The sequence below is a fragment of the Methylobacterium sp. genome (genome assembly GCF_019745455.1).
Lineage (GTDB): Bacteria > Pseudomonadota > Alphaproteobacteria > Rhizobiales > Beijerinckiaceae > Methylobacterium.
This window is the reverse complement of the sequence record NZ_JAIETD010000116.1, coordinates 17,259-41,008: the sequence shown is the minus strand read 5'-3', so window position 1 is coordinate 41,008 and position 23,750 is coordinate 17,259. Positions and strand designations below refer to the sequence as shown.

Below are 23,750 nucleotides of genomic sequence, written 5' to 3'. Positions count from 1 at the left end.
CTGGCGCGACACGCTGGTCGACGCGGCGGTCTTCCGCGAGTGGATGGTCGGCATGGGCCGGCGCTCGGCTTTCGAGCAGATCGCGCATCTCTTCTGCGAGCTGTACCTGAAGCTGCAGGCGGTGGGGCTGGCGCAAAGCTATCGCTGCTCGCTGCCGGTCACCCAAGCGGATCTCGGCGATGCGCTCGGGCTTTCCAACGTGCACGTCAACCGCGTCCTCCAGGAGATGCGCGGCAAAAGCCTGATCACCTTGCGTGGCCATACGCTCGTCATCGAGGCCTGGGATGAACTTCTGCGGTTTGCGGAGTTTGACGAGACGTATCTGCATCTGGAGAAGCGGGCCGCGGGATGAGCCTTCACCTACAGCCTGTGCATGTCGGCACGGGCAGCCACGACATCGAGAGCCACCTCGTCTTTGCCGACGGCTACCTTGTCGCCGTGCTGGTCCAGCTCTCGGACGAGCATGATGACGAAGCCGGGATGTGGTTCCTGGAGGCAGGTTTCGGGCGTGTCGACCATCCGAATCCGCCGACCTTCGCGAATCTCGACAAGGCGCAGGCCTGGATCGAGCGGCGCCTCGCTCAGACATCGTGATCCAGGCTCTGACCCGTTGCCGGCCAATGTCGGGTCCGTTCGCTCTCGATCAAGGAAGCGTGACGCCTCAGCCTTCGATCTCCGGAACGATTTCGCCGAACCGCACCGTCGTCGCGAGTGCGCCCGCCTCGTCCGTGATCTCGAAGGCGCAGGCCATCCAGTCGCGCACGATCTCGGTGCGGGTCCGGGCGATCATGTCGCGTGCCAGCAGCAGGGCGTGCGCGCGGGCGGCCTCCGGATCGGCCAACTCGTCGCCTTCCTCGTCGACGGCGAGGCCCCCAGGTCCGGGCCGGTGCCGAAGATTGAAGTAGTAGCGCGGCATCAGGCGCCCTCGATCAGCCGGGCATATTCGGCCTCCGGGAGGCCGTAGCCGTCGTCGGCCACCTCCTCCAAGGCCCTGCGGTTTAGGAGGGTGATGCGCCCGCGCCGCGCCTTGATCAGCCGGTGCCCCTCCAGGGACTGAACCGCCAGGGTCGCGCTGGACCGCTGGGTGCCCAGCATCAGCGACAGGAACTCGTGAGTGATGTGGAGCTCGTCCTCGTCGAGCCGGTCCCGGCACATCAGCAGCCAACGCGCGAGGCGTATCTCGATAGTGTAGGTGGCGTTGATGAAGGCGGTCTGGGCGGTCTGGATGATCTGTACCTGGACGGAGCGCAGCAGCAGCCTTCGCAGGCTTCGGCTCTGGTGGACGGCATCGCAAAGGGCGCCCGTCTCGATCGACAGCATCTCGCCCGCGCTCTGGACGAAGTGATCGTGAGGCGTGCGGTCGGTGCCGAGCAGCACCGGCGAGGCGCCGACGAGGCCCTCCCGGCCGATGAGGCCGACCTCAGCCCGGCCACCGGCGCCCGAGGTCGTCGTCGAGCTGAAACCGATCTCCGGAAAGAAGAGCTGCTTGATCGGCGCGTTCGGCACGATGAGGGTATGGCGCAACGGCGTCGCCAATGGCTGCAGGTGCGGCTGCAGCAGCGCGAAATCCTCGGCCGAAAGCGCCTTCAGCAGACGATTGCGGATCTCAGATTGCTGGACCTGAGACATTGCTCTGCTCCCAATAGGGGCAAGAGCACGCGCGGTCTCTCAAGCGCCTGCGCCCAGATAGCCTGCAAGCGACGATTCAAGTCTAGATCATCTGCCGTGAAAATCCAACGATAGCGTCAGTTTCGTGTGGTTTCTAACATAGGAGAGTGTCCGGTAGCAGACCTAATCGGTATATAACTTCCAATGCCGTCAGTTCTTGGTTATGGCGCTCGCCATTGAGCCTCGGAGTGCTTGCGCAGTGCTCGGCTCATCATCCGGGAGCTCTAACATGGAACGCGAGGACGCGCAGCCTATGGTGCTGCTCACGGAAGCCGATCCGCTGGTCGGCCTGGACCTGAGCGATGCCCTTGCCAGGGCGGGCTACCGGGTGATCGGGCCGGTTGCCACGGCGGCGCAGGCACTGCGGCGTCTGGAGGAGGAGCAGCCGACCCTCGCCGTCATCGACGTGCTCCTGAAGGACGGCCGCTGCTCCGCCCTCGCCCGCGGGCTGCGGGCTCGCGGCGTCCCATTTCTCGTCCATTCGGGCTGCCGGCGCGACCAGCGCCTCACCGTCGACTTCCAGGGCGTCCCATGGCTGTCGAAGCCAGCCCTGCCCACAGACGTCATCGCGTCGCTCGACGAACTCGTACCCGCGGCGGCGAGTTGATGCGGGACACTTCGATTCGGGACACATGGAGCGGGATGCCGCAAACCACGTCCGAGGCCGGCGACCAGCCCTTCGACGCCTCCAATCCGCTGATCCGCAAACTCTGTGGCTTCGTGACGCTGAGCCGCGCCGAGAAGGCGCTGTTGAGCCAGGTCAGCGGGAGGTCGCGCCTTGTCGAAGCCCGGACCGACATCATTCGCGAGGGCGAGCCGCCGGGCGGCGTGTTCCTGATCCTCGATGGCTTCGCCTGCCGCTACAAGATCCGCGCGGGCGGCGCCCGCCACATCGCGGCCTATCTCCTGCCCGGCGATATCTGCGACCTCGACGTCGCCCTCCTCGACCGCATGGACCACAGCATCGGCACGCTCGCACCCTGCCGCGTTGTCCAGATCGAGCCCGGCCAGGTCGAAGCGCTCCTCGCGCATGAGGGGATCGCCAGGGCCTTGCGCAAGAGCACCCTCGTCGACGAGGCGACCCTGCGCGAGTGGCTGGTCAATGTCGGAGCACGCACGGCCCTGGAGCGCATCGCGCACCTGTTCTGCGAATTGCTCCTGCGGCTGCAGGTGGTGGGCCGGGCCACCGGCGACGGCTTCGACCTGCCGCTGACGCAGCAGGATCTGGCCGACACGACGGGCTTGTCGAACGTGCACGTCAACCGCACGCTTCAGGAGCTGCGGCGCCAACGCCTGATCGAGCTGAAATCGAGGAGCCTCAGGATCCTCAACCTTCCCGGCCTGAAGGCGGCCGCCGAGTTCAAGCCCAACTACCTTCACCTCGGCGACCAGGCCGCCGCCTGAGGCTGCGGCCGTGGATGGCCTGCATCGCATCGGGCTCGGGGTGTGATCGAACGTTTGCCAAGGGGCATCCCTACCCGACCTCCACTACCCGCTCCGCCGAATAGCTCGCCCCCTCCACGGGGTTCGCAACCCAGCGGGTGCGGCCGAGCTGCATGTCGTGGGCGGCGTGGAAATGGCCGGAGACCCAGAGGTCGGGGCGGTTCGCCTCTGGCAGGTCGTCGAGGGTGGTGGAGGCGTAGAATGCCGGCATCCACCAGGGCACGCCGGGAGCGTTCCGGAAGGCGTCGGCGGCGAGCGGACTCGCGGGGTGATGGGTGACGACGACCGTCGGGCCCGGATAATGCAGGGCGAGGGAGGCCGTGAGCTCTGCCTTCTCGGCGAGATGCGCCGCCATGGCGTCGGCCGGAGTCCAGACCGAGCCGTCGCCGTTGCGGATCGAGCCGCGATACTCGCGCGAGCCGGTGACGGGATCGGTCATCCGCGCGGCGGCGTAGGCGACCGGGTCGGCAGGCCGGTCCAGGGTGTCGGCGGTGAGCCAGCGGCCGGCGAGCGACCAGTCGCTCCATAGGGTGGTGCCGACGAAGCGCACCCCGTCGAGGATGACGCCGGCGCCGTGGGCGAGGAGGTGGATGGTGCCTGCCCCGGATCGGTTGATCCGCGCTACCTCGGCCGTCAGGGAGGCGATGAGTTCCGGTGCCGTGCGGGGATCGCCTGTCGGCGAGTAACGCTCGTGGTTGCCCGGTACCAGGACGATTGGGCGCCCGCTGGCCAGGGCGAGGAGGGCGGCGAGCCCGCTTTCGGGACGGCCCTCGTGGAGGTCGCCGGCGCAGACCAGGATATCGAAGGCCGCCGTCGGAGGCTGGATCGTCTCGGGCCGGCGGCGTTCGAGGTGGAGGTCGGAGATCGGGAACAGGCGCATGGTCAGGTGCCGTCGGCGGTCGTCGCAGCCCGCCATTCCGCCCGCGCGGCGCGGATGATGTCGCCGGCCGAATCGGCGTTGAGTACCGCGATCCCGGCGGCGGCAACGAGATCGGGCCAGGGCGACAGGGTCAGTGCCGTGACGAGGCCGGCGGCGATGATCGCGAGGTTGGCGTAGGCGTCGTTTCGGGCCGAGAGGAAGGCCGCGCGAGTCAGGCTGCCGCTGCCGTCGCGATGGGCGCTGAGCATCGCCGCGCAGGTCATGTTGACGGCGAGCGCGCCGAGGCCGGTGAGCGTGAGGGGCAACGGATCGGGCGGGGCGAGGGTGGCGAACTTCTCCCACGCGGCATAGGCCGTGGCGAGGGCAGGCAAGAGCAGGATGCCGGCCAGAGCCATGCCGAGCCGTGCGCGGTTGCGCACGCTCCAGCCGATGCCCGCGAAGATCAGCAGGTTGATCGCCGCATCTTCCAGAAAGTCGAGGCTGTCGGCGATGAGCGCGACCGAGCCGATGGCGAGCGCCACGGCGATCTCGATCCCGAAATACCCGAGATTCAGCCCGGCGACGCGGGCGACCACCGGGCGAAGGGCCGGATCGGGCGGTGAATGGCTGGGCATGCGGCGGCCTGGCTTTGAGGGTGCCGCCTCTTGGCGCGAGTCGGGCACGCCTGTCGAGGGACGACTTTCGGTGGTCTGCGCACTGGATTCGGCTCGCCGCCTGTGCGACGGCCTCGGAACCGCCTGCGACGCTTTGAGACGGAGACCCGACGATGATGCCCGAACTGCGCGTCCTCTATTTCGAGGACCTCGAAGTCGGCCTGTCCGAGACGCTGCACAAGACGATCGCCTCGTCCGACGTGATCGGCTTCGCCGAGATCACCGGCGACCGCAACCCGATCCATCTGTCGGAGCATTTCGCGGCGCGCACGCCCTTCGGCACCCGCATCGCCCACGGCCTCTACACCGCCGGGCTGATCTCGGCGGTGCTCGGCACTCGACTTCCGGGCCCGGGCGCGATCTACATTTCGCAGACCCTGAACTTCCGTGCGCCGGTGCGCATCGGCGATACCGTGGACGTCACCGTGGAGGTCGCCGAACTCGTCCCCGAGCGCCGTCGGGCGCGCCTGAAATGCACCTGTTCGGTGGCCGGCGAGGTCGTCTTGGACGGCGAGGCCCTGGTGAAGGTGCCGACCAAGGAAGAGGCCGACCCGCTGGCGGTGCGGATGGGCGGCCGGGCGGCCGACCCGACCGCCTGATCCCCGGTTGACCACGCCCACTCCGATCGACGACCCCGCCGACCCGCGCATCGCCGCCTACCGGGCCATGCGCGAGCGCGACCTGATCGGGCGGGGCGGGCGCTTCATCGTCGAGGGCGAGGTGACGCTGCGGATCGCGCTGTCGCCGCGCTCGCGATTTACCCTCGAATCGATCCTGCTTCTGCCCGAGCGGGTCGCCGGACTCGAGGCAAGCATCGCCGCCCTGCCTGATCCTCCGCCGGTCTACGTCGCGGCGCGGCCTGTCATGAGCGCCATCGCCGGATTCCCGATCCATCGCGGCGTGCTGGCGGTGGGTCTTCGCGGTATCGATCCTGAGGCTTCCGCGCTGATTCCCGAGGGCAAGGCCCTCGTCGTCGGCCTCGTCGGGCTGACCAACCACGACAACGTCGGTGCCGTCTTCCGCAACGCCGCCGCCTTCGGGGCCGACGCGGTGATCCTCGACGGCGAGACCTGCGACCCGCTCTACCGCAAGGCGATCCGGGTCTCGGCCGGGGCGGCGCTGACCATGCCCTTCGCGCGCCTCGGTCAGGCAGGCGACCTCCTTGCGCTGGCCGACCGCCAGGGCCTCACGCCGCTGGCCATGACGCCGCGGGGAACGACCGACATCTCGCGCCTGGAGCCCCTTGCCCGAAGTCTCCTCCTCCTCGGCGCGGAGGGGCCGGGCCTGCCGGATTCGGTGATCGCACGCGCCCGGACGCTACGAATCACGATGGCGGCTGGCTTCGATTCCCTCAACGTCGGCACCGCCGGCGCCATCGCGCTTCACCATCTCGCCGGTTATCGCAGTGCGGTGCGCGACAATGAGTGGCAATTGTCGCATACCCAAGCGTAGCCGATGTTCCCCGGCGGGTGGGCTGGGGATGCCTCGAAGCGGGACGGCTCGTTTTCACGAGCCGGTGCGCTATCCTTGGAAGTCCTGATCTAGAACGGGAGTTGGGCGCGTTGCTTCAGTCACGGGACGGCTTGCGGACCCTGTCCGGACGCCGGGTGATCATCGTCGGCGCCGGTCCTGGCGGCTTGGCGACCGCATTGCTCCTCGCGAAGGCGGGCGTCCACGTCACGATCCTGGAGAAGGACGAGGCGGTCGGCGGCCGGACCAAGACCGTGGAGGCGCCCGGCGGGTTCCGGTTCGATATCGGGCCGACCTTCTTCCTCTACCCCCAGATCCTCGCCGACATCTTCGAATCCTGTGGCGAACGGCTCGAGGATCACATCAAGCTCGAACGGCTCGACCCGCAATATCACCTCGTCTTCGAATCCGGCGGCGAGATCCGAGCCACCAACGACATGGACCGACTCAAGGCCGAGGTCGCCCGGATCGCTCCGGAAGACGCCAAGAACGTCCGCAAGTTCTTCTCCGACAACCGGGTCAAGCTGAAGTTCTTCAAGCCGATCTTGCAGCAGGCCTTCCACACCCTGCGGTCCATGGCATCGCCGGCGATGCTGACCGCCCTCCCCCATCTCCATCCTGGTCGCAGCGTCGACAAGGATCTTCGGCGCTATTTCGCCGACCCGCGGGTGCGCCTCGCCTTCGCATTCCAGACCAAATACCTCGGCATGTCGCCGTTCCGCTGCCCGAGCCTGTTCACGATCCTTTCGTTCCTCGAATACGAGCACGGGGTCTACCACCCGGTCGGCGGCTGCGGCGCGGTGTCGGAGGCGATGGCAGGGCTGGCGCGTCGCATGGGGGTCGATATCCGCCTCAACAGCGCCGTCGAGCGCGTCACGTTCACCGGCAAGAAAGCCGACGGCGTCGTCGTCGGCGGCGAGCGCATTGCCGCCGACGCGGTGGTGATCAACGGCGACTTCGCCAAGGTCATCCAGGACTTGGTTCCGGAGACGCACCGGCCTCGCTGGCGCGACGCCAAGGTCGCCAAGGCCCGGCTCTCCTGCTCGACCTTCATGATGTATCTCGGGATCGACGGCACCGTGCCGGAGGCGCTCGGCCATCACACGATCCTGCTCGCCGAGGATTACGCCCGCAACATCCGCGAAATCACCGATGGGACGCTGTCGCAGGAACCATCGCTCTACGTCCAGCATGCGGGCTACACCGATGGGGGCATGGCACCTCGCGGGCAAACCAGCCTCTACGTCCTGGTGCCGGTGCCGAACCTCAAGGCGGGCATCGACTGGCCGAGCGTACGGGAGGGATATCGGCGGCTGGTGCTCGACCGCCTGAAGCTCCTGGGCCTCGGCGATATCGAGGACCGCATACGCTACGAGCGCATCGTCGACCCGACGCAGTGGCGCGACGAATTCTTCGTTCACGAGGGCGCCACCTTCAACCTCGCCCACGACCTGATGCAGATGCTGTACTTCCGGCCGCACAACCGGTTCGGGCCGGGCCTGTACCTCGTCGGCGGCGGCACCCATCCGGGCTCGGGCCTGCCGGTGATCTACGAAGGCGCCCGCATCACCGCGCGCCTCCTCATGGAGGAACTCGCTGCCGGCCGCGTGCCGGTGGAGACCTCCGGGCTGCCCGCGACCTCGCCGCTCGCCACCTCCGGCGAGGCCACTTGAGCCTGCGCCGGACGGCCGCCCTCCTCGTCGTATTCGGTTCGGCGATCGCGCTGCCCGGCGCGATCGCGTCCGGACAAGCCGCCACCGTGGAGGTCGACGTCGAGGGTATCGAACCGGTGACGAGCCGGCTCTACGTCGCCCTGTGCCAGGGCGGGCTGACCGAGACGGAATGCCGGATCGGACAGGACGATCCCGTCCGCGGCACCGGCCAGCGCGTCGTCTTCAGGGGCGTACAGCCGGGCGTCTACGCCGTGGCGGCGTTCCAGGACGTCAACGGCAACGGCAAGCTCGACCGGACCGGCCTCGGCCTGCCGCTCGAACCCTACGGCTTCTCGGGCGAGGTCGCCCGCCGGGCGCGGCCTGAATTCGAGAGCGCGGCCTTCGCGTTGCGCGAGCCGGGCGCTTCCCTGCGCGTCCGCCTCTCCCGCGCCCTCCCGCCGCGCTGATCGAATTCCCGATGACAGCCGCCGAGCAGCCCCTGATACGGATCGAGGGGGCTTCCCTCTCGTTCCGTGGCCGACGGGTCGTCGATTCGATCGATCTCGACCTGGCTGCCGGCGAGACCCTGGCGCTGCTCGGGCCGAACGGTGCGGGCAAGAGCTCGCTGATGCGGCTCGTGGCCGGCCGGCTCGCGCCGGAGGCCGGCACCGTGCGGATCGGCGGAGAGGACCCGTTCCGAACCCGATCCGTCCGCGCCGGCATCGGCTGGGTGCCTCAGGACATCGCGCTCTATCCGCGCCTCAGCGTCGCCGAGAATCTCGACGTCTTCGCCCGGCTCTCCGGCATCGGCGGGCATGAACGGCCGGCCCTCGTACGGGCGGCTCTCGATCTCGCCGAGATCGACGACATGGCCCGTCGGCCGGTCGGGCTCCTCTCCGGCGGGTATCAGCGCCGGGTGAACATCGCCGCGAGCCTGATCGGCCGGCCGCGCCTCGTCCTCCTCGACGAGCCGACGCAGGGCGTCGACCTCGCCGCCCGTGCGGCGATCCACGCGGTCCTCTCGCGCCTCAGGGCGGACGGAGCCGCGATCCTGGTGGCCACGCACGATTTCGCCGAGGTCGAACGGCTGGCCGACCGCGTCGCCATCCTGTCGGAGGGACGACTCGTCCAGGAGGGCCGCCTCGACACCCTCTTGACGCACCTTCGCAAGGCGGCGCCGGAGCACGAGGTCGCCCTCGCCTCCCCCCCCGATACGGCCGCCGCGTCGGCCCTGCACCACGCCGGGTTCCGGCCGGTCGATACCGGCCTCACCTGGCGGGCGAGCCATCTGGATGGCCCGGATGGAGCTGCTCTCCTCGATGTCCTTCGCGAGCATGGCGTGCCGGTGAGCGAGGTGCGGATCCGCGCCGCCGGAATCGAGACCCTCTACCGAGCCGCTCTCGCGTCCCGCACCGAGACGAGGCCTGGGCGATGATCGGCGCCGCCTTCCGGGTGATGTGGCTGAGCCTGCTGCGCGACCGCGCCGCCCTGGTCATGGCCTTCGTGCTGCCGACGGTGATCTTCCTCATCTTCGCGGCGATCTTCTCCGGCGCGATCGGCGACCGCATCCGCATCCATCTCGGGCTGATGGACCTTGCCCGAACCGAGACCACGCAGCGTCTGGTGGCTGCCCTGGCGCAGGACCCGTCTCTCCGCATAGAAACCCTGCCGGCGACGAGCATCGAGGCCGCGGCTCGAGCGGTCCGCCGCGGCGAGGTCGATGCAGCCCTCGTCCTGCGCGGCGATCTCGACGCCGCCTCCGGCTCCGACCAGCCGGTGGTGCTCATCGAGAACCCGGCCCGTGCCCTGGCGACGCCGATCGCGCTCGGCCAGCTCCAGCGCGTCCTCAACGAGTCCCTGCCGGACGTGGTGCTGGCGCGGATCGTCGCCGACGTCGAGCGTTCGGGCAAGATCGGGCCGGACGAACGTGCCTTCCTGAATCAGGCCTTCGCCGAGCAGCGCGCCCGCAAGGAGCCGTTTTCCTTCGCCACCCTGGTGGAGCGCCGCAGCACTGCCTCGGGCCGGGCCAACGAGCGGGTCGGTTATTATGCGGGTGCCATCACGGCGGTGTTCCTCCTGTTCGCGGCGATGCAGGGGGCGATGTCCCTGGTGGACGAGCGCCAGAGCGGCCTTGCCGACCGGCTGGTCGCCGGCCCCGGCGGACTCGCCGTGATCGTGCTCGGGAAGTTCTGCTTCCTCGTCCTCCAGGGCGTGGTCCAGGCGACGCTGATCTTCACCGCGGCGGCCATCTTCTACGGCGTCGACGTGGCGCCGCATTGGGTGGCCTGGCTCGCGACCTCATTCCTCGTCTCCGCCATGGCCGCCGCCCTGGCGCTGGCGGCCTGCGCCGCCGCGGCGACCCGCCAGCAGGCCCATCTCGCCTCGACCTTCGGCGTGCTCCTGCTCTCGGCGGTGGGCGGCAGCATGGTGCCGCGCTTCCTGATGCCGCCCTGGCTGCAGCAGGCCGGCTGGCTCACCCCCAACGCCTGGGCGATCGAGGCCTACCAGATGGCGCTCGGCGAGGGCTTCGCCGCGGCGCTCCCCGCCTGGGGCGTGATGATCACGGTGGCGGCCTTCGGGCTGGTGGCGGCCGTGGCGGCTGTGTCGCGGCGGGTGGTGTGAGGGGAATGGCGGGGCTTCGGCTTCCATCCGCTGTCGGGAAGGATATTCAAGTTGACGCGACCGGGTAGCGCGTTGACCACGTCACTATCCGGTCTAGCTTAATCAAAGGCGCGGCTGTCGAGGCGCGCTCGGGAGCGACACAAACATGAGTCTCGAGTCTTCAGTCGCCGTCATCGGGTCCGGTCTCGGCGGGCTCGCTGCGGCTTGCGTCAGCGCCGCTCGCGGGCACAAGGTCACGCTCTACGACAAGAACGGCTGGCTCGGCGGCAAGGCGGCGGTGCTGCACGAGGGCGGCTTCCGCTTCGACATGGGGCCGACCATCCTGACCGTGCCCAAGGTTCTGGAGCGGATCTTCCAGGAGGCCGGGCGCGACATCAACGATTACCTGGATCTGCGCCGCCTCGATCCGCAATGGCGCTGCTTCTTCGATGACGGAAGCCGTGTCGACCTGATGGCCGATGTCGCCACCATGGCGGCGGAGATGGACCGTTTCGCCCCCGGCGCCGGGGCCGGCGAGGGCTACAAGAAGTTCATCGAGATCTCCCAGCACCTCCACGGCGTGTCCGAAAAGTTCTTCTTCTGGAAGCCGGTGGAGGATCTGTTCGATACGATCGACATCCGCGCCAACATGAACCCCGGCACCCTGCGCGACGTGCTCTCTCTGCGCATGCACGCCACCGTCGCCAGCACCATCCGCGGCAAGGTCAAGGATGCGCGCCTCGCGCAGATGCTCGACCATTTCGTGCAATATGTCGGCTCCTCGCCCTACGGCGCGCCCGCGGTGCTCTGCGCGATCGCGCATATGCAGACGGCCGAGGGCGTCTGGTATCCGATGGGCGGTACCCGTGCCGTGGCCGAGGCGCTGGCCAAGCTCGCCGGGGAACTCGGCGCCACCCTGCGACCGGGCGACGAGGTCACGGGCCTCGCCATCGAGAAGGGCGCCGTCACCGGCGTTCGTACGAAGGAGGGAACAACCCCCTTCGACGCGGTGATATCCAACATGGATTCCGTTCGTACCTACCGCGAGCTCGTCGGCGGCGATGTCGGCAAGGCCTACGAGAAGAAGAGCTTCGAGCCGGCCTGCTCGGGGGTCGTGCTCTATCTCGGCCTCAACAAGCGCTACGAGCACCTCAACCACCACGACTTCGTCTTCTCCCGCGATCCGGAGGAGGAGTTCGACTACATCTACCGCAAGGGTGAGCCGGCGCCGGACCCGACCGCCTATCTCGCAGCCCCCTCCTCCACCGATCCGTCGGTGGCACCCGAGGGCGGCGAGGCGCTCTACGTCCTCGTCCACACACCCTACCTGCGGCCGCATCACGACTGGTCGAAGATGTTCCCGGCCTACCGCCAGGTGATCCTCGATAAGCTCAAGCGCACGGCGAACATGCCGGATCTCGAAGAACGCATCGTGGTCGAGCGTCACCTCACGCCGCAGGACATCCACGAGCGCTACAAGGTGCTCAACGGAGCGATCTACGGGCTTGCCTCACACGGCAAGTTCATGGGCGCCTTCAAGCCGGGCAACCGCTCGCGGCAGGTGCGCGGCCTGTATCTCGCCGGTGGCGCCGCCCATCCCGGCCCCGGAATGCCGATGGTGATGATGTCCGGCTGGATCGCGGCCGACGCCCTCGACGCCGATGCGCGCGGCGGCATCAAGACCGGCCGCAGCGCTGCGTGAGGGCTGTCGCAACCAGGGTGTCGATTTGAGCCGGGAGCCAGCGAAGGATCCCGGCGCGGCGGTGTCCGGCATCGCCTGGGCGTTCATGGTCGCGTATTTCGGCCGTTTCGTGCGCCGGCACCTGAACGCCCTGCGGCTCGCCGAATGGGGAAGGCCGGCGATCGCCGGCCATCCCGGCCCGGTCGTCGTCTATTCCAACCACCCGTCCTGGTGGGATGCGGCGATCATCATCCTGCTGGCTGACAGGCTCTTCCCGAACCGCGTCAGCTACGCGCCCTTCGATGCCAGGATGCTGGAGCGCTACGGCGTCTTCTCCCGCATCGGCGCCTTCGCCGTCGACCTCGAGTCGGCTCGTGGTGCGGCCCAGTTCCTGCGCGCCGCTCGCTCGCTCCTCTCCCGTCCCGGCACGATGATGTGGGTCACCGCGCAAGGCCGCTTCGTCGACATCCGCGTGCGGCCCCTCGGCCTGAAGGCCGGGATCGCGCATCTCCCGGAGCTCGCGCCCGATGCGGTTCTGGTGCCGCTCGCCCTGGAATACGCCTTCTGGGACGAACGAGGCGCCGAGGCTTTCGCCGCGTTCGGCAAGCCGATTCCCGCCAGAGACCTCCTCGGCTTGTCGAGGCCACAGCGCCTCGCGAGGCTTGATGACGACCTGACCGCGACCCTCGACCGCCTCAGCGCCGATGTGATCGCCCGCGACCCCGCCCCCTTCACCGATCTCGTGGCGGGCGCCAAGGGCGTCGGCGGCATCTATGATGGCTGGCGTCGGCTCAAGGCTCTCGCCGCAGGCCGCCGCTTCGACCCGGCCCACCGCGCGTCAGACGCGCCTCGGAACCCTGCCCCGTGACGCTCGTGCTCGCGCTCCTCGCTCTCGCCCTGGCGCTCCTCCCCGCGCTCCTCGCCGCGGTCAACCTGACACTGCTGCGCACGCCTGAACCCGACCCGGCCGTTCAGGGCCTCGTCTCGATCTTGATCCCGGCCCGCAACGAGGCGGAGATCATCGCGGCGACCGTCGAGGCGGCCCTGCGCAGCACCGGGATCGCCGTCGAGGTCCTGGTCGGCGACGACCATTCTGGCGACGCGACCGCCGCCATCGTGACCGCCTTCGCGGCGCGCGACCCACGTGTGCGCCTCGTCCCGGTCCCGGCCCTTCCCGAGGGATGGACGGGGAAGAACCATGCCTGCTGGGCGCTGGCGGCCGAGGCAAGGGGCGAGCACCTGCTTTTCATCGACGCCGACGTCGCCCTCGAATCGGGTGCCGCTTCCGGCCTCGCGTCCCATGCCGCCCGCGTCGACGCCGCCCTGGTGAGCGGCGTGCCGCGACAGCGCATGGAAAGCCTCGGCGAGCGCCTGACCGTGCCGATGATCAACTTCCTCCTCGTCGGCTTCCTGCCCATCGCCATGATGCGTGCGTCCTTGCGCCCGTCGCTGGGGGCGGCCTGCGGCCAGCTCGTCCTGATAAATCGGGCCGTCTATGCCGAGATCGGGGGACACGGCGCCATCCGGGCAAGGCTCCATGACGGCGTATTCCTGCCGCGCGTCCTCAGAAGCGCCGGACACCGCACCGACCTCGTCGCCGGCCACGCCCTGGCGACCTGCAGGATGTATCGGAACCTGCGCGAGGCCTGGGCCGGGTTTTCGAAGAACGCCCATGAGGGCATGGCGACGCCTCGCGCTTTGCCAATCTGGACCCTGCTGCTCTTCGGCGGTCAGATCCTTCCTGCGCTGCTCGTGCTGGCGGCGATCGTCGGAATCGTCACAGGTGCGGCGGCCTTCGTCGCGGTGGCGGCCCTCGTCCTCTCTCTGGCGACCCGGGCGGCGATCACCCTCGTCACCGCCGAGCCGGCAGCGACGATCCCGTTTCATCCGATCGGCGTGGCGGTGGCGCTCGCCATCCAGTGGAACGTGCTCCTGCGCCCGCGCAAGGCCGGAGCGGCGGTCTGGAAGGGGCGCAGCTACCCCGTTGGCGGCGCGTGAGACTTTCCGGTCTCGGCGACGATCCAGGCCATCGTGTCCGGGTCGGCCTCGACCACCGGCAGATGCAGGATGATCGGCGTCTCGTAGGGATGGCGCGCCTTGAGGGCGGCAGCTAGCGCCGGCCCCAGGCTCTCGCGGGTCTTGACGATGGCGGCGACCTCCTCCCCCCGCTCTACTGCGCCCTTCCAGGCATAGACCGAACTCATGGCGTGGAGAACGTTGACGCAGGCCGCAAGCCTGGCGCGCACCAGCTCCTCACCGACGACCAGCGCCGTCTCGCGGTCCGGAAAGGTGGTGTAGACGAGGAGCGGACGCTCCATGCTATGAGACTCCATGACGGGTGCGGTGCGCCCGGATTGAGATCTCGCGGGCGGCCCCCGCGTCAAGAAGGCGGATGCATGGCCCAGCCGCGGCGCTTCCATCGGATCGCCTTCATCGCGAGCCCGACGCCGGATGCACGCCAGGCCGCAGCGGCGCTGATGCGGCGCTACGACCACGTGGCGCCGGAGGAGGCGGATATTGTCGTGGCGCTCGGCGGCGATGGCCTGATGCTCCAGGCGCTGCACCGTTTCATGGAGGCCGGTACACCGATCTACGGCATGAATCGCGGTACCGTCGGCTTCTTAATGAACGAGTTCCGCGAAGACGGACTGATCGAGCGCCTGGAGAACGCGCAGCTCAGCATCATCCACCCGCTCGTGATGGAGACCGTCGACATCGAGGGGCGCAAGCACGTCGCGCGCGCGCTTAACGAGGTCTACATGCTTCGCCAGACCCACCAGACGGCGAAGCTCACAATCTCGGTGGACGGCCATGTCCGCCTTCCCGAGTTGATCGCAGACGGCGTGCTCGTGGCCACCCCGGCCGGATCCACAGCCTACAACCTCTCGGTCGGCGGTCCGATCCTGCCGCTCAACGCGCAACTCCTCGCTCTGACCCCGATCTCGGCCTTCCGGCCCCGGCGCTGGCGAGGGGCGCTTCTGCCCGATTACGCCCGCATCCGCGTCGAGGTGATCGAGCCCCAGCACCGGCCGGTGGCGGCAGTTGCCGACCATACCGAGTTCCGCCGCGTCTCCACCGTCGAGACTTGGCTCGATCAGGAGACCGACCTCGTCCTTCTGCACGACCCCGACCACAGCCTCGACGAGCGCATCCTTCGCGAGCAGTTCGGGTGACGTGAGGCCGGTTCAGGCCGCGAGCCGCTCCCGGTCGCCGCGGTAGCTCGCCACCAGGGCGTCCGAGATGGTGTCATCGATGGCAGCAAGCGCGGCGATGTCTTCGACGGCTTGCTCTTCGATCAGGCGAACTTCGACGGCAAGATCTTCGACGGCAAGATCTTCGACGGCAAGATCTCGGGCAGTCTCGGCTTTGTCCTGATCCGCCGGCGAGACAGGATTGCCCAGGACTGTCACGTTGAACCCGTCGAGGGCCGCGGCCACGGCGTCAAAGCCGATCATGGCGGCCTTGCCGGCCGGCGTCGCTTCGAGGTCGGCGTATTCAAGAGCCTTCGCCTTCGGTGCCTTCAGATCCGGGGCGTCCGCACCCGGGATCTCGGCATCCGGCGCCTTGGTAATCCTGGCCTGGGCGTCTCGCCACTCCGCATCGACGACCTCGGCTTCGAGCCGGGTCTTCTCCTCGGCCTGCGCAACCTCGCCAAGGGACTTGGCGACGGTGCGGGCCTCGTGGCGGGCGGCTTCCGCCTCGTAGCGCGCCAGCAGGGCCAGCACGCTGGCGGCTTCGGCGAAGGGCATCGTCTCGCAGGCGGTCAGCGCCCGCTCGATCATACGACGGGAGAGGGCAAGCTCCGAGAGGTCGGTGCGACCGCGAACCGTTTCGCGCCACGCCGAGAGGGCACCGGAGAAAGCTGGAAGCAGCGCCTCGGGCAGGCCGGCACGGCGGTGCAGGGCGACGAACCCGGCGCCCGACCCGTCCAGCATCAGGCCGGCGACGCGATTGATGCTCAAGCCCGTGAGGTCGGCTAGGGCCGCTTCGACGAAGGCCATCCGGCAGGACAGGATAGCCCTGAGCAGCAGGCCGGAATTGAGCTCGCCGGTGCGGCGCAGATGCGTGACAAGGCGGGCAAGCTCGATCGGGTGAGCGTCGACGCTGAAGGCGAGGGTGGCGCGCTCGCGCGCTTCCCGGCTGGCGCGCTCGCTGCGAACAGGCGTGAGCCAGCCCGACGAGACCGCGAAGGAAGCCAGGGTCTCGGCGAGCCGGGCGGTGACCGCCTGGCGGACTTCGAGCGGCAGGCCGGGACGGGCGAGCAGAGCTTCGCGCAAGGCGGCGGCATCGCCGTGCCGGGCGACCATCCGCAGAAGGCTTCCGGTGGTGACTTCGGCCTCGTGGTTGCCGGCCAGCGCGACGAGCGATTGCACGCCGCCGAGTTCGGCCAATGCTCCGGCCACGGCGTAGCTGAGGCGATCGCGGCCGGCGATGGCAGCGCGGACGGTCTCGCAGCCGATCGCCACGCCATCGACGAGGTCGGCGTCGCTGAGCACCGGCGAGCGGTTCAGGACCAAGGCGGCGATGTCGGGCTGGTCGGAGGCGAGGGCGACGATGAGGGACCGCGGGGCGGTGGCGCAACTGGCGCAAGCCGTGGCGAGCGCCCTCCTGACCTGATGCGAGGGATCGTCGAGGAGGCCGATCAGGGCGGTCTTGGCGTCCAGGGCCTCGTCGGGTCCGAGGGCGCCGTAGAGGAGGGCTCGCGCCAGTTGCGTCGCCGCCTCCGCCCGGTGGGCCGCCGAATCGTGCTGGGTCCAGGCGAGGAACTGGCGGATGATCATGGACCGCTCCGGGTCGTGTAGAGAGAAGGAACGAGGGCACCCGCCTGCCTGCTGACGGGCGCCGCGAACTCGGCCGGCCTGCGCGGCGGCAGGGGCGAGCCGACGAGGGCGACGGAAACCATGGCGGTTTCGGGCGCCGCAGGGACAGCAGCGGCCTCGGCGGGCTCGCTTCGCGTCGCCGCCTGATCGGAGCGCGGGAAGTAGCTCGGAGCGCTGCGGGCGGCCTCGGCCGCGCCACGGCCCTGCCACAGCCTGGCGACGCCGTCGGAGACGGCGCCCTGGCGCCGGTCTGTCTGGAACATCGAGCGCAATCCGCCTCCGTCGAGCGACGCGTAGGCGGTGGCGCCCGATGGCAGGTCGGTGACGCTGGAGGCGGCCGGGGACGCGCTGACCGGCCCGGTCTTCTGGCTCGTGCTCAGAAGGGCGTAGAGTTCGGCCGCACCGCGCGGCCGGCCGGCTTTGTCGTAGAACAGGCTTCGATTGGCGGCTGCCGCCTCCGGCATGTCGAGGGCGGCGGCACGGGCCGGGCTCACCTGGGCGGTGTTGATGAGGGAAGCGGCGCCGCGGGCGCCGAGAACGTGGGCGGCATAGAGGTCGCCGCTGGTGGGTTCGCGGCCGAGGGCGGCCCCGAGGCTATCGCGGTTCGCCTGGGTCAAGGCGCCCGCCATCGTCGCCGCGATGGTGGGATCGCGTCGCAGGTCCAGGATTGACTGGCGCGCCGCCGGGTCCTGGACCGTGTAGGTCCCGTCCGATCTGGCGGTGATCGCGTCGGCATAGGTCGAGAGGCCGAGCTTCGGCCCGGCATTCTTCATGACGCCGAGCCAGGTCTGCTCGATGAACTGGAACAGCCCGGTGGCCGAGGACGTGCCGGCCTTGGCGCTCGGGTCGAGACCGGATTCCCGCTTTGCGGTGGCGAGGAGATAGTCGAAGCCGGCGCCGGAGGTCTGCGCACCCTCGCGGATGGCATCGACTACGCCCGCATTGGCCGCACCCCGGGCGACCGTGTCGCGGCTGGCGCTGGTCTCCCTGGTGGTCGCGGGGGGCGTGGTGAAAAGGTACATGCGCCGTCCGAACGAGAGCGCGGCCGGTTTCGGCGATGCGCGCGAGGCGCGGCAGGCCGCCCCTCGATCGCGCGATGTTGTGTTGCTTATGGTAAAGGAAGACTGAAGGCGCTGCTAAGCCGTTCATTCATTGCAAGTCTTGGGTGGTGAAAGTCTTGATCGGTCCATGCGCGCGATCCTGATCGTCGGGCCGGATGAGCCGGCCATCCCTGGCAGCGAGGTCTATGTCCGCGTGGCGGACAATGGCCTTCCCGCCGCTTTGGCGCCGCACGCGGCCGGCTTCGCGATGTCCGTTCCCGGCGGCGGTCGGGACGTCGCCCGCCTTGGCTGCCACCTCGCCGTCCACGAGGCCGAGGCCGGACTACCCGATGGATCGACCCGTATCCTGGCGCTGGTCGAGTGCGCTGCGGCCGTGCTGGCGCTGCCGAGTCTCGTCAGGTCGAGCCCGCGCCTATGCGGCATCGCCTGGGACGCCGAGGCTTTGGCCCGCGATATCGGTACACGGGGGGGGCGAGACGCGAATGGTACGCTGATCCCGCCGCTGGCGCTGGTTCGCAGCCAGGTGCTGCTGGTGGCTGCGGCGGCCGGTGTCGAGGCGCTCGTAGCCGCGGGTTCGGACGAGGCGCCCCTCGCTGATGTCGAGGCGGCTGCCTGCGATGGGTTCGAGCGCCGATGATTGCGGTCGGCCGAAGGTTCGAAAGCTGTCTTGCCCTACTGCCCCGCTCCCGGCGGCCGCTTCAGCTCGAAGCGGTTCTCTTCCGAGACGGCGAAATAGTCGAAATAGCCGCCGCGCAGGATCGGCCGCATCGCGCCGGTCTCGACCCGGCCATCCTTGATGAAGGCGTCGTCGATATAGATCGAGACCACCTGTCCGATCACCATGAAGTGGTTCGCCCTGCCGCCATTCAGGGGGCTGAGCGGTACGGTCTGGACCCAGCGGCACTCGATCGCCGCCGGCGCCTCGGCGACACGAGGCGGGCGGACCTTTCGCGATGGGGCCGGCGTCAGGCCGGCAAAGGGGAATTCGCTCTCGCCACGCGGCAGCGGCGCCGAGGTCGCGTTCATGGCTTCCCTCAGGCCGAAGGTGGCGAGGCTGCAGACGAACTCGCCCCCCTCCTCCGCGAAGGTCATGGCGTCCTTCCGCCCGGCGGAGGAGAACATCACCATGTCGGGGTCGCTGGCGACGGCGTTGAAGTAGGAATAGGGAGCGAGGTTCACCGCACCTTGCCTGTTCATCGCGCTGATCCAGCCGATCGGCCGCGGCGCCACCAGGGCTTTGAGCGGATTGTGCGGCAGGGTCCGGTCGGCGGCATCGTAATGCATCGGCTCAGATCCGGGTGACGATGGCGTCGAGCTCCGGCCTCGGCCGGTCGGGCGGGACCTCTTTGGCGCGCCCGATATGGACGAAGCCCGCCATCCGCTCGCGCGGTTCGAGGCCGAGCGCGTCGAGCACCCTCCGGTCGTAGGCGAACCATTCGGTCAGCCAGGCGGTCGAGAAGCCCGCGGCGTTGGCGGCGACGACGAGGTTCATGGTCGCGGCTCCGGCCGAGAGCACCTGCTCCCATTCCGGAATCTTGATGTGAGGCCCCGCCCGCGACACAACCGCCACGACGCAGGGCGCATGGGCGAGGCGGCGTTGCTCGATGTCGAGCCGGGCCGCGTCGGCTTCGGGATGGTCGGCGGCGTAGGCCTTGGCGATGACTGCGCCGATACGGGTGCGCGCCTCGCCCTCGATGACGATGAAGCGCCAGGGCGCCAGCTTGCCGTGGTCCGGCACGCGGGAGGCGATCGTCAGGATCGCGTCGAGCTCGGTCCGGCTCGGGCCGGGCTCGTTGAGGTTGAGGGGCGGCACGGAGCGGCGAGCGCGCAGAAGGTCGAGGGTCGCTGTCATCGGGTCGCTTCGAGAGAGGGTGCAGGGGATTGCTACCGCTTTATCCTCCTGCGGAGCGCCTGTCGCCCGCACAGACTCCCATCTTCGTCACGGAGCCGCCATGGTCGCGCGGCATGGCGGTTCGCTTATGGTCCCTCATGCGGTGAAGGCTCGATGTCCGCGCTTGTGCTGAAACTCGGCCGGCCCTTCGGTTTCACCGCTCTCGCGATTGTGGCGGCCATTGCGGCGGCGAAGGCACAGGACAACGGCATTCCCAACCGTGGCAGCGGCCTGCCCTCGCCGTCGATCACAGGCCCGCAGCTGCCTCCCCCTGCCGCGGAAGGCGCGACGACGCTGAACCTCTCGGCGATGCTCGCCGGCAGCGACCGAACCCTGCGCTCGGGCCTCGCCTGGCGCATCTACGAAGACCCGGCAGAGGGCGTACGCCCGGCGATCGTCGCGCGTTCGGACTTGGCCGATCCGAGCTTCACCCTGGCGCCCGGTGCCTACGTGGCCACGGTCACCTACGGGTTCGCCAGCGCCTCGAAGCGTGTCGTCCTGTCGGGCCCGGCCATGGCCGACCAGATCAGGATCAATGCCGGCGCGCTCAGTCTTTCGGGAGCGATCGGCGACATGAAGATCGCGGGCAGCGACCTCGCCTTCTCGATTTTCGTGCCGATCGGCGCCAACTCAGAGGGGCGCCTCGTCCGAAGCGGCGTCAAGGCCGGAGAGCTGATCCGCCTGCCCGAGGGCACCTACCACGTGGTCTCGACCTATGGCGGATCGAATGCGATCCAGCGGGCCGACCTCAAGGTCGATGTCGGCAAGGTCACCGAGGCGACCCTCAACCATCGCGCCGCCACCTTGACCCTGAAGCTCGTGGCCGCCCCCGGCGCGGAAGCCTTCGCCGGCACCGCCTTCAGCGTGCTGACGCCGGGCGGCGACACCATCCGCGAGGCGATCGGCGCCTTTCCGACGGTGACCCTGGCTGAGGGCGACTACGTGCTGATCGCCCGCCACGACGGGCAGGTCTACACCCGCGAGTTCAAGGTCGACAGCGGGCTCGACCGGGACATCGAGGTGATCGCCAAGGCGGGGTAGAGCTGCCCCCCCCGTCCGATCGGTCGGCTCGAGCGGCCTTCGTTCGCGTAGAGAGGTCGCGAGCCAAAGCGGGGCCGAGAGTTCGGCATCCGCGAACGCCACGGCGAACAAGATCCGCCACGACTCAGTCCCGGGCGCGTCATGTGATCCGGGTCAGCACGTCCTCTTTCCACAGCGCGTGGTGGAGAATGGCCATCGCCGCGTGACCGAGCACCACGGCAAGGAGGAGAAAGCCCAGCCAGTAGTGGAGCAGGTCCCCCGGGACCATCATCCAGGCGATCTTGTCGTCACGTCCCGGCATGAGCGGGATGCCGTACGGTGCGAAGGCCTTACCCGACCCGTACTGGCGCATCAGGGAGATTCCCGGCACGACGACCATCAGGGCGTAGATGACGGCATGGCCGGCCGTCGCGGCGCGGCCGAGGCGACCGGGATGGGGCGTGCGCCGTCTCAGATTGGCCAGACCCCAGGCCCCCCGGAGCAGCACCAGGGTGAAGAGCGTGAAGCCCAAGGTGAAGTGGGACCCGCCGACCAAACGCGTGAGAGCCGTGTCGCCGATGCTCACGTACAGCAAAGCTCCGGCAAACTGCCAAGCGAAGAGCACAGCCATCAACCAGTGGAAGCCACGGCTGACGGCGCCATATCGCTGCGGCGTATCGAGCAAGCCGGTCATCGCCATTCCTCTTGACGCTCGGGCGCCTGCCAGGACGCACCATTCCAAGGCCTAGGCGACGGCCGGATCGGGTTCGTTCGTCAGGGCCCGAAACCGTCTCCGGGGGTGGGGTGGTGGGGAGCCCCCTGTTTAGGGGGCAGGGCTTCGCTCGTGCTGTCCGTCCAAGCTCACCCCCTCGCTCGGCACCGTCGCGGCAACGGCATCCGCCCGCCTGCGATCCGGCGAGGTCGCCTCGGTGAGGAGGCCGGCCAGAGCCTGATCGAGGGCGACGGTGCGCGTCTGCTGGCTGCCGAGCCGGCGGATCGAGACGGTGCGCTCCTCGCCCTCCTTGCGGCCAACGACGAGCATCACCGGCACCTTGGCGAGCGAATGCTCGCGGACCTTGTAGTTGATCTTCTCGTTGCGCAGGTCGCCCTCGACCCTGAGGCCCGCCCGGTCGAGGGTGGCGATGACCTCGCGGGCATAGGGGTCCGCATCCTGCGTGATCGTGGCGACCACGACTTGGACCGGCGCCAGCCAGAGCGGGAAATGCCCGGCGAAATGCTCGATCAGGATGCCGGTGAAGCGCTCGAGCGAGCCGCAGATCGCCCGGTGGACCATCACGGGCGCTTTCTTCTGGCTGTCGGCGTCGACGTAGAACGCGCCGAAGCGTTCGGGCAGGTTGAAATCGACCTGCGTCGTGCCGCATTGCCAGTCGCGGCCGATGGCGTCGCGCAGCACGTACTCGAATTTCGGCCCGTAGAAGGCGCCCTCGCCCGGATTGATCGACGTCCTGATCCGGCCGCCCGACTGCTCCTCGATCTGTGCCAGCACGCGGGTCATCACCTCCTCGGCATGATCCCAGAGCGCGTCCGAGCCGACCCGCTTCTCGGGCCGGGTCGAGAGCTTCACGACGATCTCCTCGAAGCCGAAATCGGCATAGGTCGAGAGGATGAGGTCGTTGATCTTGAGGCATTCCGCGGCGAGCTGGTCCTCGGTGCAGAAGACATGGGCATCGTCCTGCGTGAAGGCGCGCACCCGCATCAGCCCATGAAGGGCGCCCGAGGGCTCGTAGCGTGAGACGGCGCCAAATTCCGCCATCCGCAGAGGCAGATCGCGGTAGGACTTCAGACCATGCTTGAAGATCTGGACATGGCCGGGGCAGTTCATCGGCTTGATCGCGAAGACACGGTCGTCCTCGGTCTGCGTGACGAACATGTTCTCGCGGTACCAGTCCCAGTGGCCGGAGGTCTCCCACAGGGCCTTGTCCAGGATCTGCGGCGCGTTGACCTCGGCATAGTCGCCGCGAAGGCGCCGGCGCATGTAGCCGATCAGCTCCTGGAAGACGCTCCATCCCTTGGCGTGCCAGAACACGACGCCGGGCCCCTCCTCCTGGAAGTGGAACAGGTCCATCTCTCTCCCTAAGCGCCGGTGGTCGCGGCGCTCGGCCTCCTCGAGGCGGTGGAGGTAGGCGTCGAGGTCCTCCTTCGTCGCCCAGGCGGTGCCGTAGATGCGGGTCAGCATCGGGTTGTTGGAATCGCCGCGCCAATAGGCGCCGGCAACCCGCATCAGCTTGAAGGCGGTACCGACCTTGCCCGTCGAGGTCATGTGCGGCCCGCGGCAGAGGTCGAACCAATCGCCCTGGCGGTAGATCTTGAGGTCCTCACCGGCGGGGATCGTGTCGACGAGCTCGACCTTGTAGGCCTCGCCCTTCTCCGCGAAGAGGCTTCGCACCTCGTCTCGCGACCAGATCTCCTTGGTGAAGGGCGCATCGCGCGCGATGATCTCGCGCATCTTCGCCTCGATCTTGGGCAGGTCGTCGGGCGTGAACGGCTCGTCGCGCGCGAAGTCGTAGTAGAAACCGTTCTCGATCACCGGGCCGATCGTCACCTGCGTCCCCGGCCACAGGGCCTGCACGGCCTCCGCGAGCACGTGAGCGCAGTCGTGGCGGATGAGTTCGAGGGCGCGCGGGTCCGCGCGGTCGAGGAATTCGATGGCGGCGTCGCGGTCGATCGGATCGTCGAGATCGTGAACCACGCCGTCGAGGGCCATCGCCACGGTGCGCTTGGCGAGCGACTTGGCGATGCCCTCGACTACCGCGCGTCCGGTCGTTGCCGCCTCGACGCTGCGTGAATTGCCGTCGGGAAATGTCAGGATGGGCATCGCGTCTCGTCTCCTTCGCTCACTCCTGCGAACGAGGCAGGTAAGCGGGCATGTCTCTGTCCAACCGATGGAAC

General features: G+C 68.8%; 27 protein-coding genes. 16 read left to right on the top strand and 11 right to left on the bottom strand.

Annotated features, from left to right (window positions below):
• Together K2Y56_RS20965 and K2Y56_RS20960 are read left to right on the top strand one after the other, a co-directional pair.
• On the top strand, positions 1 to 352 hold a 352-nt coding region (locus K2Y56_RS20965), incomplete at its 5' end, for a helix-turn-helix domain-containing protein (RefSeq protein ID WP_292512248.1).
• Positions 349 to 594: a hypothetical protein gene (locus K2Y56_RS20960; protein ID WP_292512246.1), complete on the top strand. Its 246-nt coding sequence runs from the start codon at positions 349 to 351 to the stop codon at positions 592 to 594. The genes K2Y56_RS20965 and K2Y56_RS20960, both read left to right, overlap by 4 nt.
• A gap of 67 nt (positions 595 to 661) precedes the next feature.
• On the opposite strand, the gene K2Y56_RS20955 is transcribed toward K2Y56_RS20960, so the two are convergent.
• Entirely contained in the window at positions 662 to 916 is a 255-nt protein-coding gene (locus K2Y56_RS20955) for a hypothetical protein (protein WP_292512243.1), read from the bottom strand.
• Positions 916 to 1,629 carry a Crp/Fnr family transcriptional regulator gene (locus tag K2Y56_RS20950; RefSeq protein ID WP_292512240.1) on the bottom strand — a complete coding sequence of 238 codons (714 nt, stop codon included), beginning with the start codon at positions 1,627 to 1,629 and terminating at the stop codon, positions 916 to 918. Before K2Y56_RS20950 ends, K2Y56_RS20955 begins: the two co-directional genes overlap by 1 nt.
• Positions 1,630 to 1,897: 268 nt before the next feature.
• Here K2Y56_RS20950 and K2Y56_RS20945 point away from each other — a divergent pair, with 268 nt between their 5' ends.
• Both K2Y56_RS20945 and K2Y56_RS20940 read left to right on the top strand, forming a co-directional pair.
• Complete coding sequence (locus tag K2Y56_RS20945) at positions 1,898 to 2,275, top strand: histidine kinase (protein ID WP_292512237.1); 378 nt, start codon at positions 1,898 to 1,900, stop codon at positions 2,273 to 2,275.
• A 35-nt stretch (positions 2,276 to 2,310) separates the two neighbouring features.
• The gene (locus K2Y56_RS20940; RefSeq protein ID WP_292512233.1) at positions 2,311 to 3,072 is read left to right on the top strand and encodes a Crp/Fnr family transcriptional regulator; all 762 of its coding nucleotides are present in this window, start codon (positions 2,311 to 2,313) and stop codon (positions 3,070 to 3,072) included.
• 70 nt (positions 3,073 to 3,142) lie between these two features.
• On the opposite strand, the gene K2Y56_RS20935 is transcribed toward K2Y56_RS20940, so the two are convergent.
• Together K2Y56_RS20935 and K2Y56_RS20930 are read right to left on the bottom strand one after the other, a co-directional pair.
• Positions 3,143 to 3,991: a metallophosphoesterase gene (locus K2Y56_RS20935; RefSeq protein ID WP_292512230.1), complete on the bottom strand. Its 849-nt coding sequence runs from the start codon at positions 3,989 to 3,991 to the stop codon at positions 3,143 to 3,145.
• A 2-nt stretch (positions 3,992 to 3,993) separates the two neighbouring features.
• Positions 3,994 to 4,605, bottom strand: coding sequence for a cation transporter (locus tag K2Y56_RS20930; RefSeq protein WP_292512227.1), 612 nt, complete (start codon positions 4,603 to 4,605; stop codon positions 3,994 to 3,996).
• 152 nt (positions 4,606 to 4,757) lie between these two features.
• Between K2Y56_RS20930 and croR the strand changes: the two genes are divergently transcribed.
• The 9 genes from croR (at position 4,758) to K2Y56_RS20885 (ending at position 14,046) form a co-directional block, all read left to right on the top strand.
• Positions 4,758 to 5,243, top strand: coding sequence for a 3-hydroxybutyryl-CoA dehydratase (gene croR / locus K2Y56_RS20925; protein ID WP_292512224.1), 486 nt, complete (start codon positions 4,758 to 4,760; stop codon positions 5,241 to 5,243).
• Between the two features lie 7 nt (positions 5,244 to 5,250).
• Positions 5,251 to 6,096, top strand: a complete 846-nt coding sequence (locus tag K2Y56_RS20920; RefSeq protein ID WP_292512221.1) for an RNA methyltransferase — start codon at positions 5,251 to 5,253, stop codon at positions 6,094 to 6,096.
• Positions 6,097 to 6,206: 110 nt separating this feature from the next.
• The gene (gene crtI, locus K2Y56_RS20915; RefSeq protein ID WP_292512218.1) at positions 6,207 to 7,787 is read left to right on the top strand and encodes a phytoene desaturase family protein; all 1,581 of its coding nucleotides are present in this window, start codon (positions 6,207 to 6,209) and stop codon (positions 7,785 to 7,787) included.
• A gap of 44 nt (positions 7,788 to 7,831) precedes the next feature.
• Positions 7,832 to 8,233, top strand: coding sequence for a DUF2141 domain-containing protein (locus K2Y56_RS20910; protein WP_292512262.1), 402 nt, complete (start codon positions 7,832 to 7,834; stop codon positions 8,231 to 8,233).
• An 11-nt stretch (positions 8,234 to 8,244) separates the two neighbouring features.
• A complete protein-coding gene (locus K2Y56_RS20905; protein ID WP_292512215.1) occupies positions 8,245 to 9,201 on the top strand; it encodes an ABC transporter ATP-binding protein in 957 nt (318 codons plus the stop codon).
• The gene (locus K2Y56_RS20900; RefSeq protein ID WP_292512212.1) at positions 9,198 to 10,388 is read left to right on the top strand and encodes an ABC transporter permease; all 1,191 of its coding nucleotides are present in this window, start codon (positions 9,198 to 9,200) and stop codon (positions 10,386 to 10,388) included. The genes K2Y56_RS20905 and K2Y56_RS20900 overlap by 4 nt, the downstream gene beginning before the upstream one ends.
• Positions 10,389 to 10,533: 145 nt before the next feature.
• The gene (crtI, locus tag K2Y56_RS20895; RefSeq protein WP_292512210.1) at positions 10,534 to 12,069 is read left to right on the top strand and encodes an NAD(P)/FAD-dependent oxidoreductase; all 1,536 of its coding nucleotides are present in this window, start codon (positions 10,534 to 10,536) and stop codon (positions 12,067 to 12,069) included.
• A gap of 85 nt (positions 12,070 to 12,154) precedes the next feature.
• Positions 12,155 to 12,916: a lysophospholipid acyltransferase family protein gene (locus K2Y56_RS20890; protein WP_292512259.1), complete on the top strand. Its 762-nt coding sequence runs from the start codon at positions 12,155 to 12,157 to the stop codon at positions 12,914 to 12,916.
• Complete coding sequence (locus tag K2Y56_RS20885; RefSeq protein ID WP_292512207.1) at positions 12,913 to 14,046, top strand: glycosyltransferase family 2 protein; 1,134 nt, start codon at positions 12,913 to 12,915, stop codon at positions 14,044 to 14,046. Before K2Y56_RS20890 ends, K2Y56_RS20885 begins: the two co-directional genes overlap by 4 nt.
• Here K2Y56_RS20885 and cutA read toward each other — a convergent pair.
• Positions 14,025 to 14,366 (bottom strand): divalent-cation tolerance protein CutA, encoded by a 342-nt coding sequence (gene cutA / locus K2Y56_RS20880; protein ID WP_292512203.1) that lies wholly within the window; start codon positions 14,364 to 14,366, stop codon positions 14,025 to 14,027. The genes K2Y56_RS20885 and cutA overlap by 22 nt on opposite strands.
• A gap of 78 nt (positions 14,367 to 14,444) precedes the next feature.
• Here cutA and K2Y56_RS20875 point away from each other — a divergent pair, with 78 nt between their 5' ends.
• A complete protein-coding gene (locus tag K2Y56_RS20875) occupies positions 14,445 to 15,221 on the top strand; it encodes an NAD kinase (protein WP_292512200.1) in 777 nt (258 codons plus the stop codon).
• A 12-nt stretch (positions 15,222 to 15,233) separates the two neighbouring features.
• Here K2Y56_RS20875 and K2Y56_RS20870 read toward each other — a convergent pair whose 3' ends face one another.
• Together K2Y56_RS20870 and K2Y56_RS20865 are read right to left on the bottom strand one after the other, a co-directional pair.
• A complete protein-coding gene (locus K2Y56_RS20870) occupies positions 15,234 to 16,829 on the bottom strand; it encodes a DUF2336 domain-containing protein (RefSeq protein WP_292512197.1) in 1,596 nt (531 codons plus the stop codon).
• Complete coding sequence (locus K2Y56_RS20865) at positions 16,826 to 17,890, bottom strand: lytic transglycosylase domain-containing protein (protein WP_292512194.1); 1,065 nt, start codon at positions 17,888 to 17,890, stop codon at positions 16,826 to 16,828. The genes K2Y56_RS20870 and K2Y56_RS20865 overlap by 4 nt, the downstream gene beginning before the upstream one ends.
• A gap of 166 nt (positions 17,891 to 18,056) precedes the next feature.
• Here K2Y56_RS20865 and K2Y56_RS20860 point away from each other — a divergent pair, with 166 nt between their 5' ends.
• On the top strand, positions 18,057 to 18,566 hold the full coding sequence (locus K2Y56_RS20860) for an aldolase/citrate lyase family protein (RefSeq protein WP_292512191.1): 510 nt from the start codon (positions 18,057 to 18,059) through the stop codon (positions 18,564 to 18,566).
• Positions 18,567 to 18,601: 35 nt separating this feature from the next.
• Here K2Y56_RS20860 and K2Y56_RS20855 read toward each other — a convergent pair whose 3' ends face one another.
• Positions 18,602 to 19,213, bottom strand: coding sequence for a flavin reductase family protein (locus K2Y56_RS20855; protein WP_292512188.1), 612 nt, complete (start codon positions 19,211 to 19,213; stop codon positions 18,602 to 18,604).
• A 4-nt stretch (positions 19,214 to 19,217) separates the two neighbouring features.
• The gene (locus K2Y56_RS20850; RefSeq protein WP_292512186.1) at positions 19,218 to 19,781 is read right to left on the bottom strand and encodes a nitroreductase; all 564 of its coding nucleotides are present in this window, start codon (positions 19,779 to 19,781) and stop codon (positions 19,218 to 19,220) included.
• 153 nt (positions 19,782 to 19,934) lie between these two features.
• On the opposite strand from K2Y56_RS20850, the gene K2Y56_RS20845 reads away from it, so the two are divergent.
• Positions 19,935 to 20,861: a hypothetical protein gene (locus tag K2Y56_RS20845; RefSeq protein ID WP_292512183.1), complete on the top strand. Its 927-nt coding sequence runs from the start codon at positions 19,935 to 19,937 to the stop codon at positions 20,859 to 20,861.
• A 139-nt stretch (positions 20,862 to 21,000) separates the two neighbouring features.
• Here K2Y56_RS20845 and K2Y56_RS20840 read toward each other — a convergent pair whose 3' ends face one another.
• Both K2Y56_RS20840 and thrS read right to left on the bottom strand, forming a co-directional pair.
• On the bottom strand, positions 21,001 to 21,534 hold the full coding sequence (locus K2Y56_RS20840) for a cytochrome b (RefSeq protein ID WP_292512180.1): 534 nt from the start codon (positions 21,532 to 21,534) through the stop codon (positions 21,001 to 21,003).
• 129 nt (positions 21,535 to 21,663) lie between these two features.
• Positions 21,664 to 23,676: a threonine--tRNA ligase gene (gene thrS, locus K2Y56_RS20835; RefSeq protein ID WP_292512176.1), complete on the bottom strand. Its 2,013-nt coding sequence runs from the start codon at positions 23,674 to 23,676 to the stop codon at positions 21,664 to 21,666.
• Between the last annotated feature and the right edge of the window lie 74 nt (positions 23,677 to 23,750).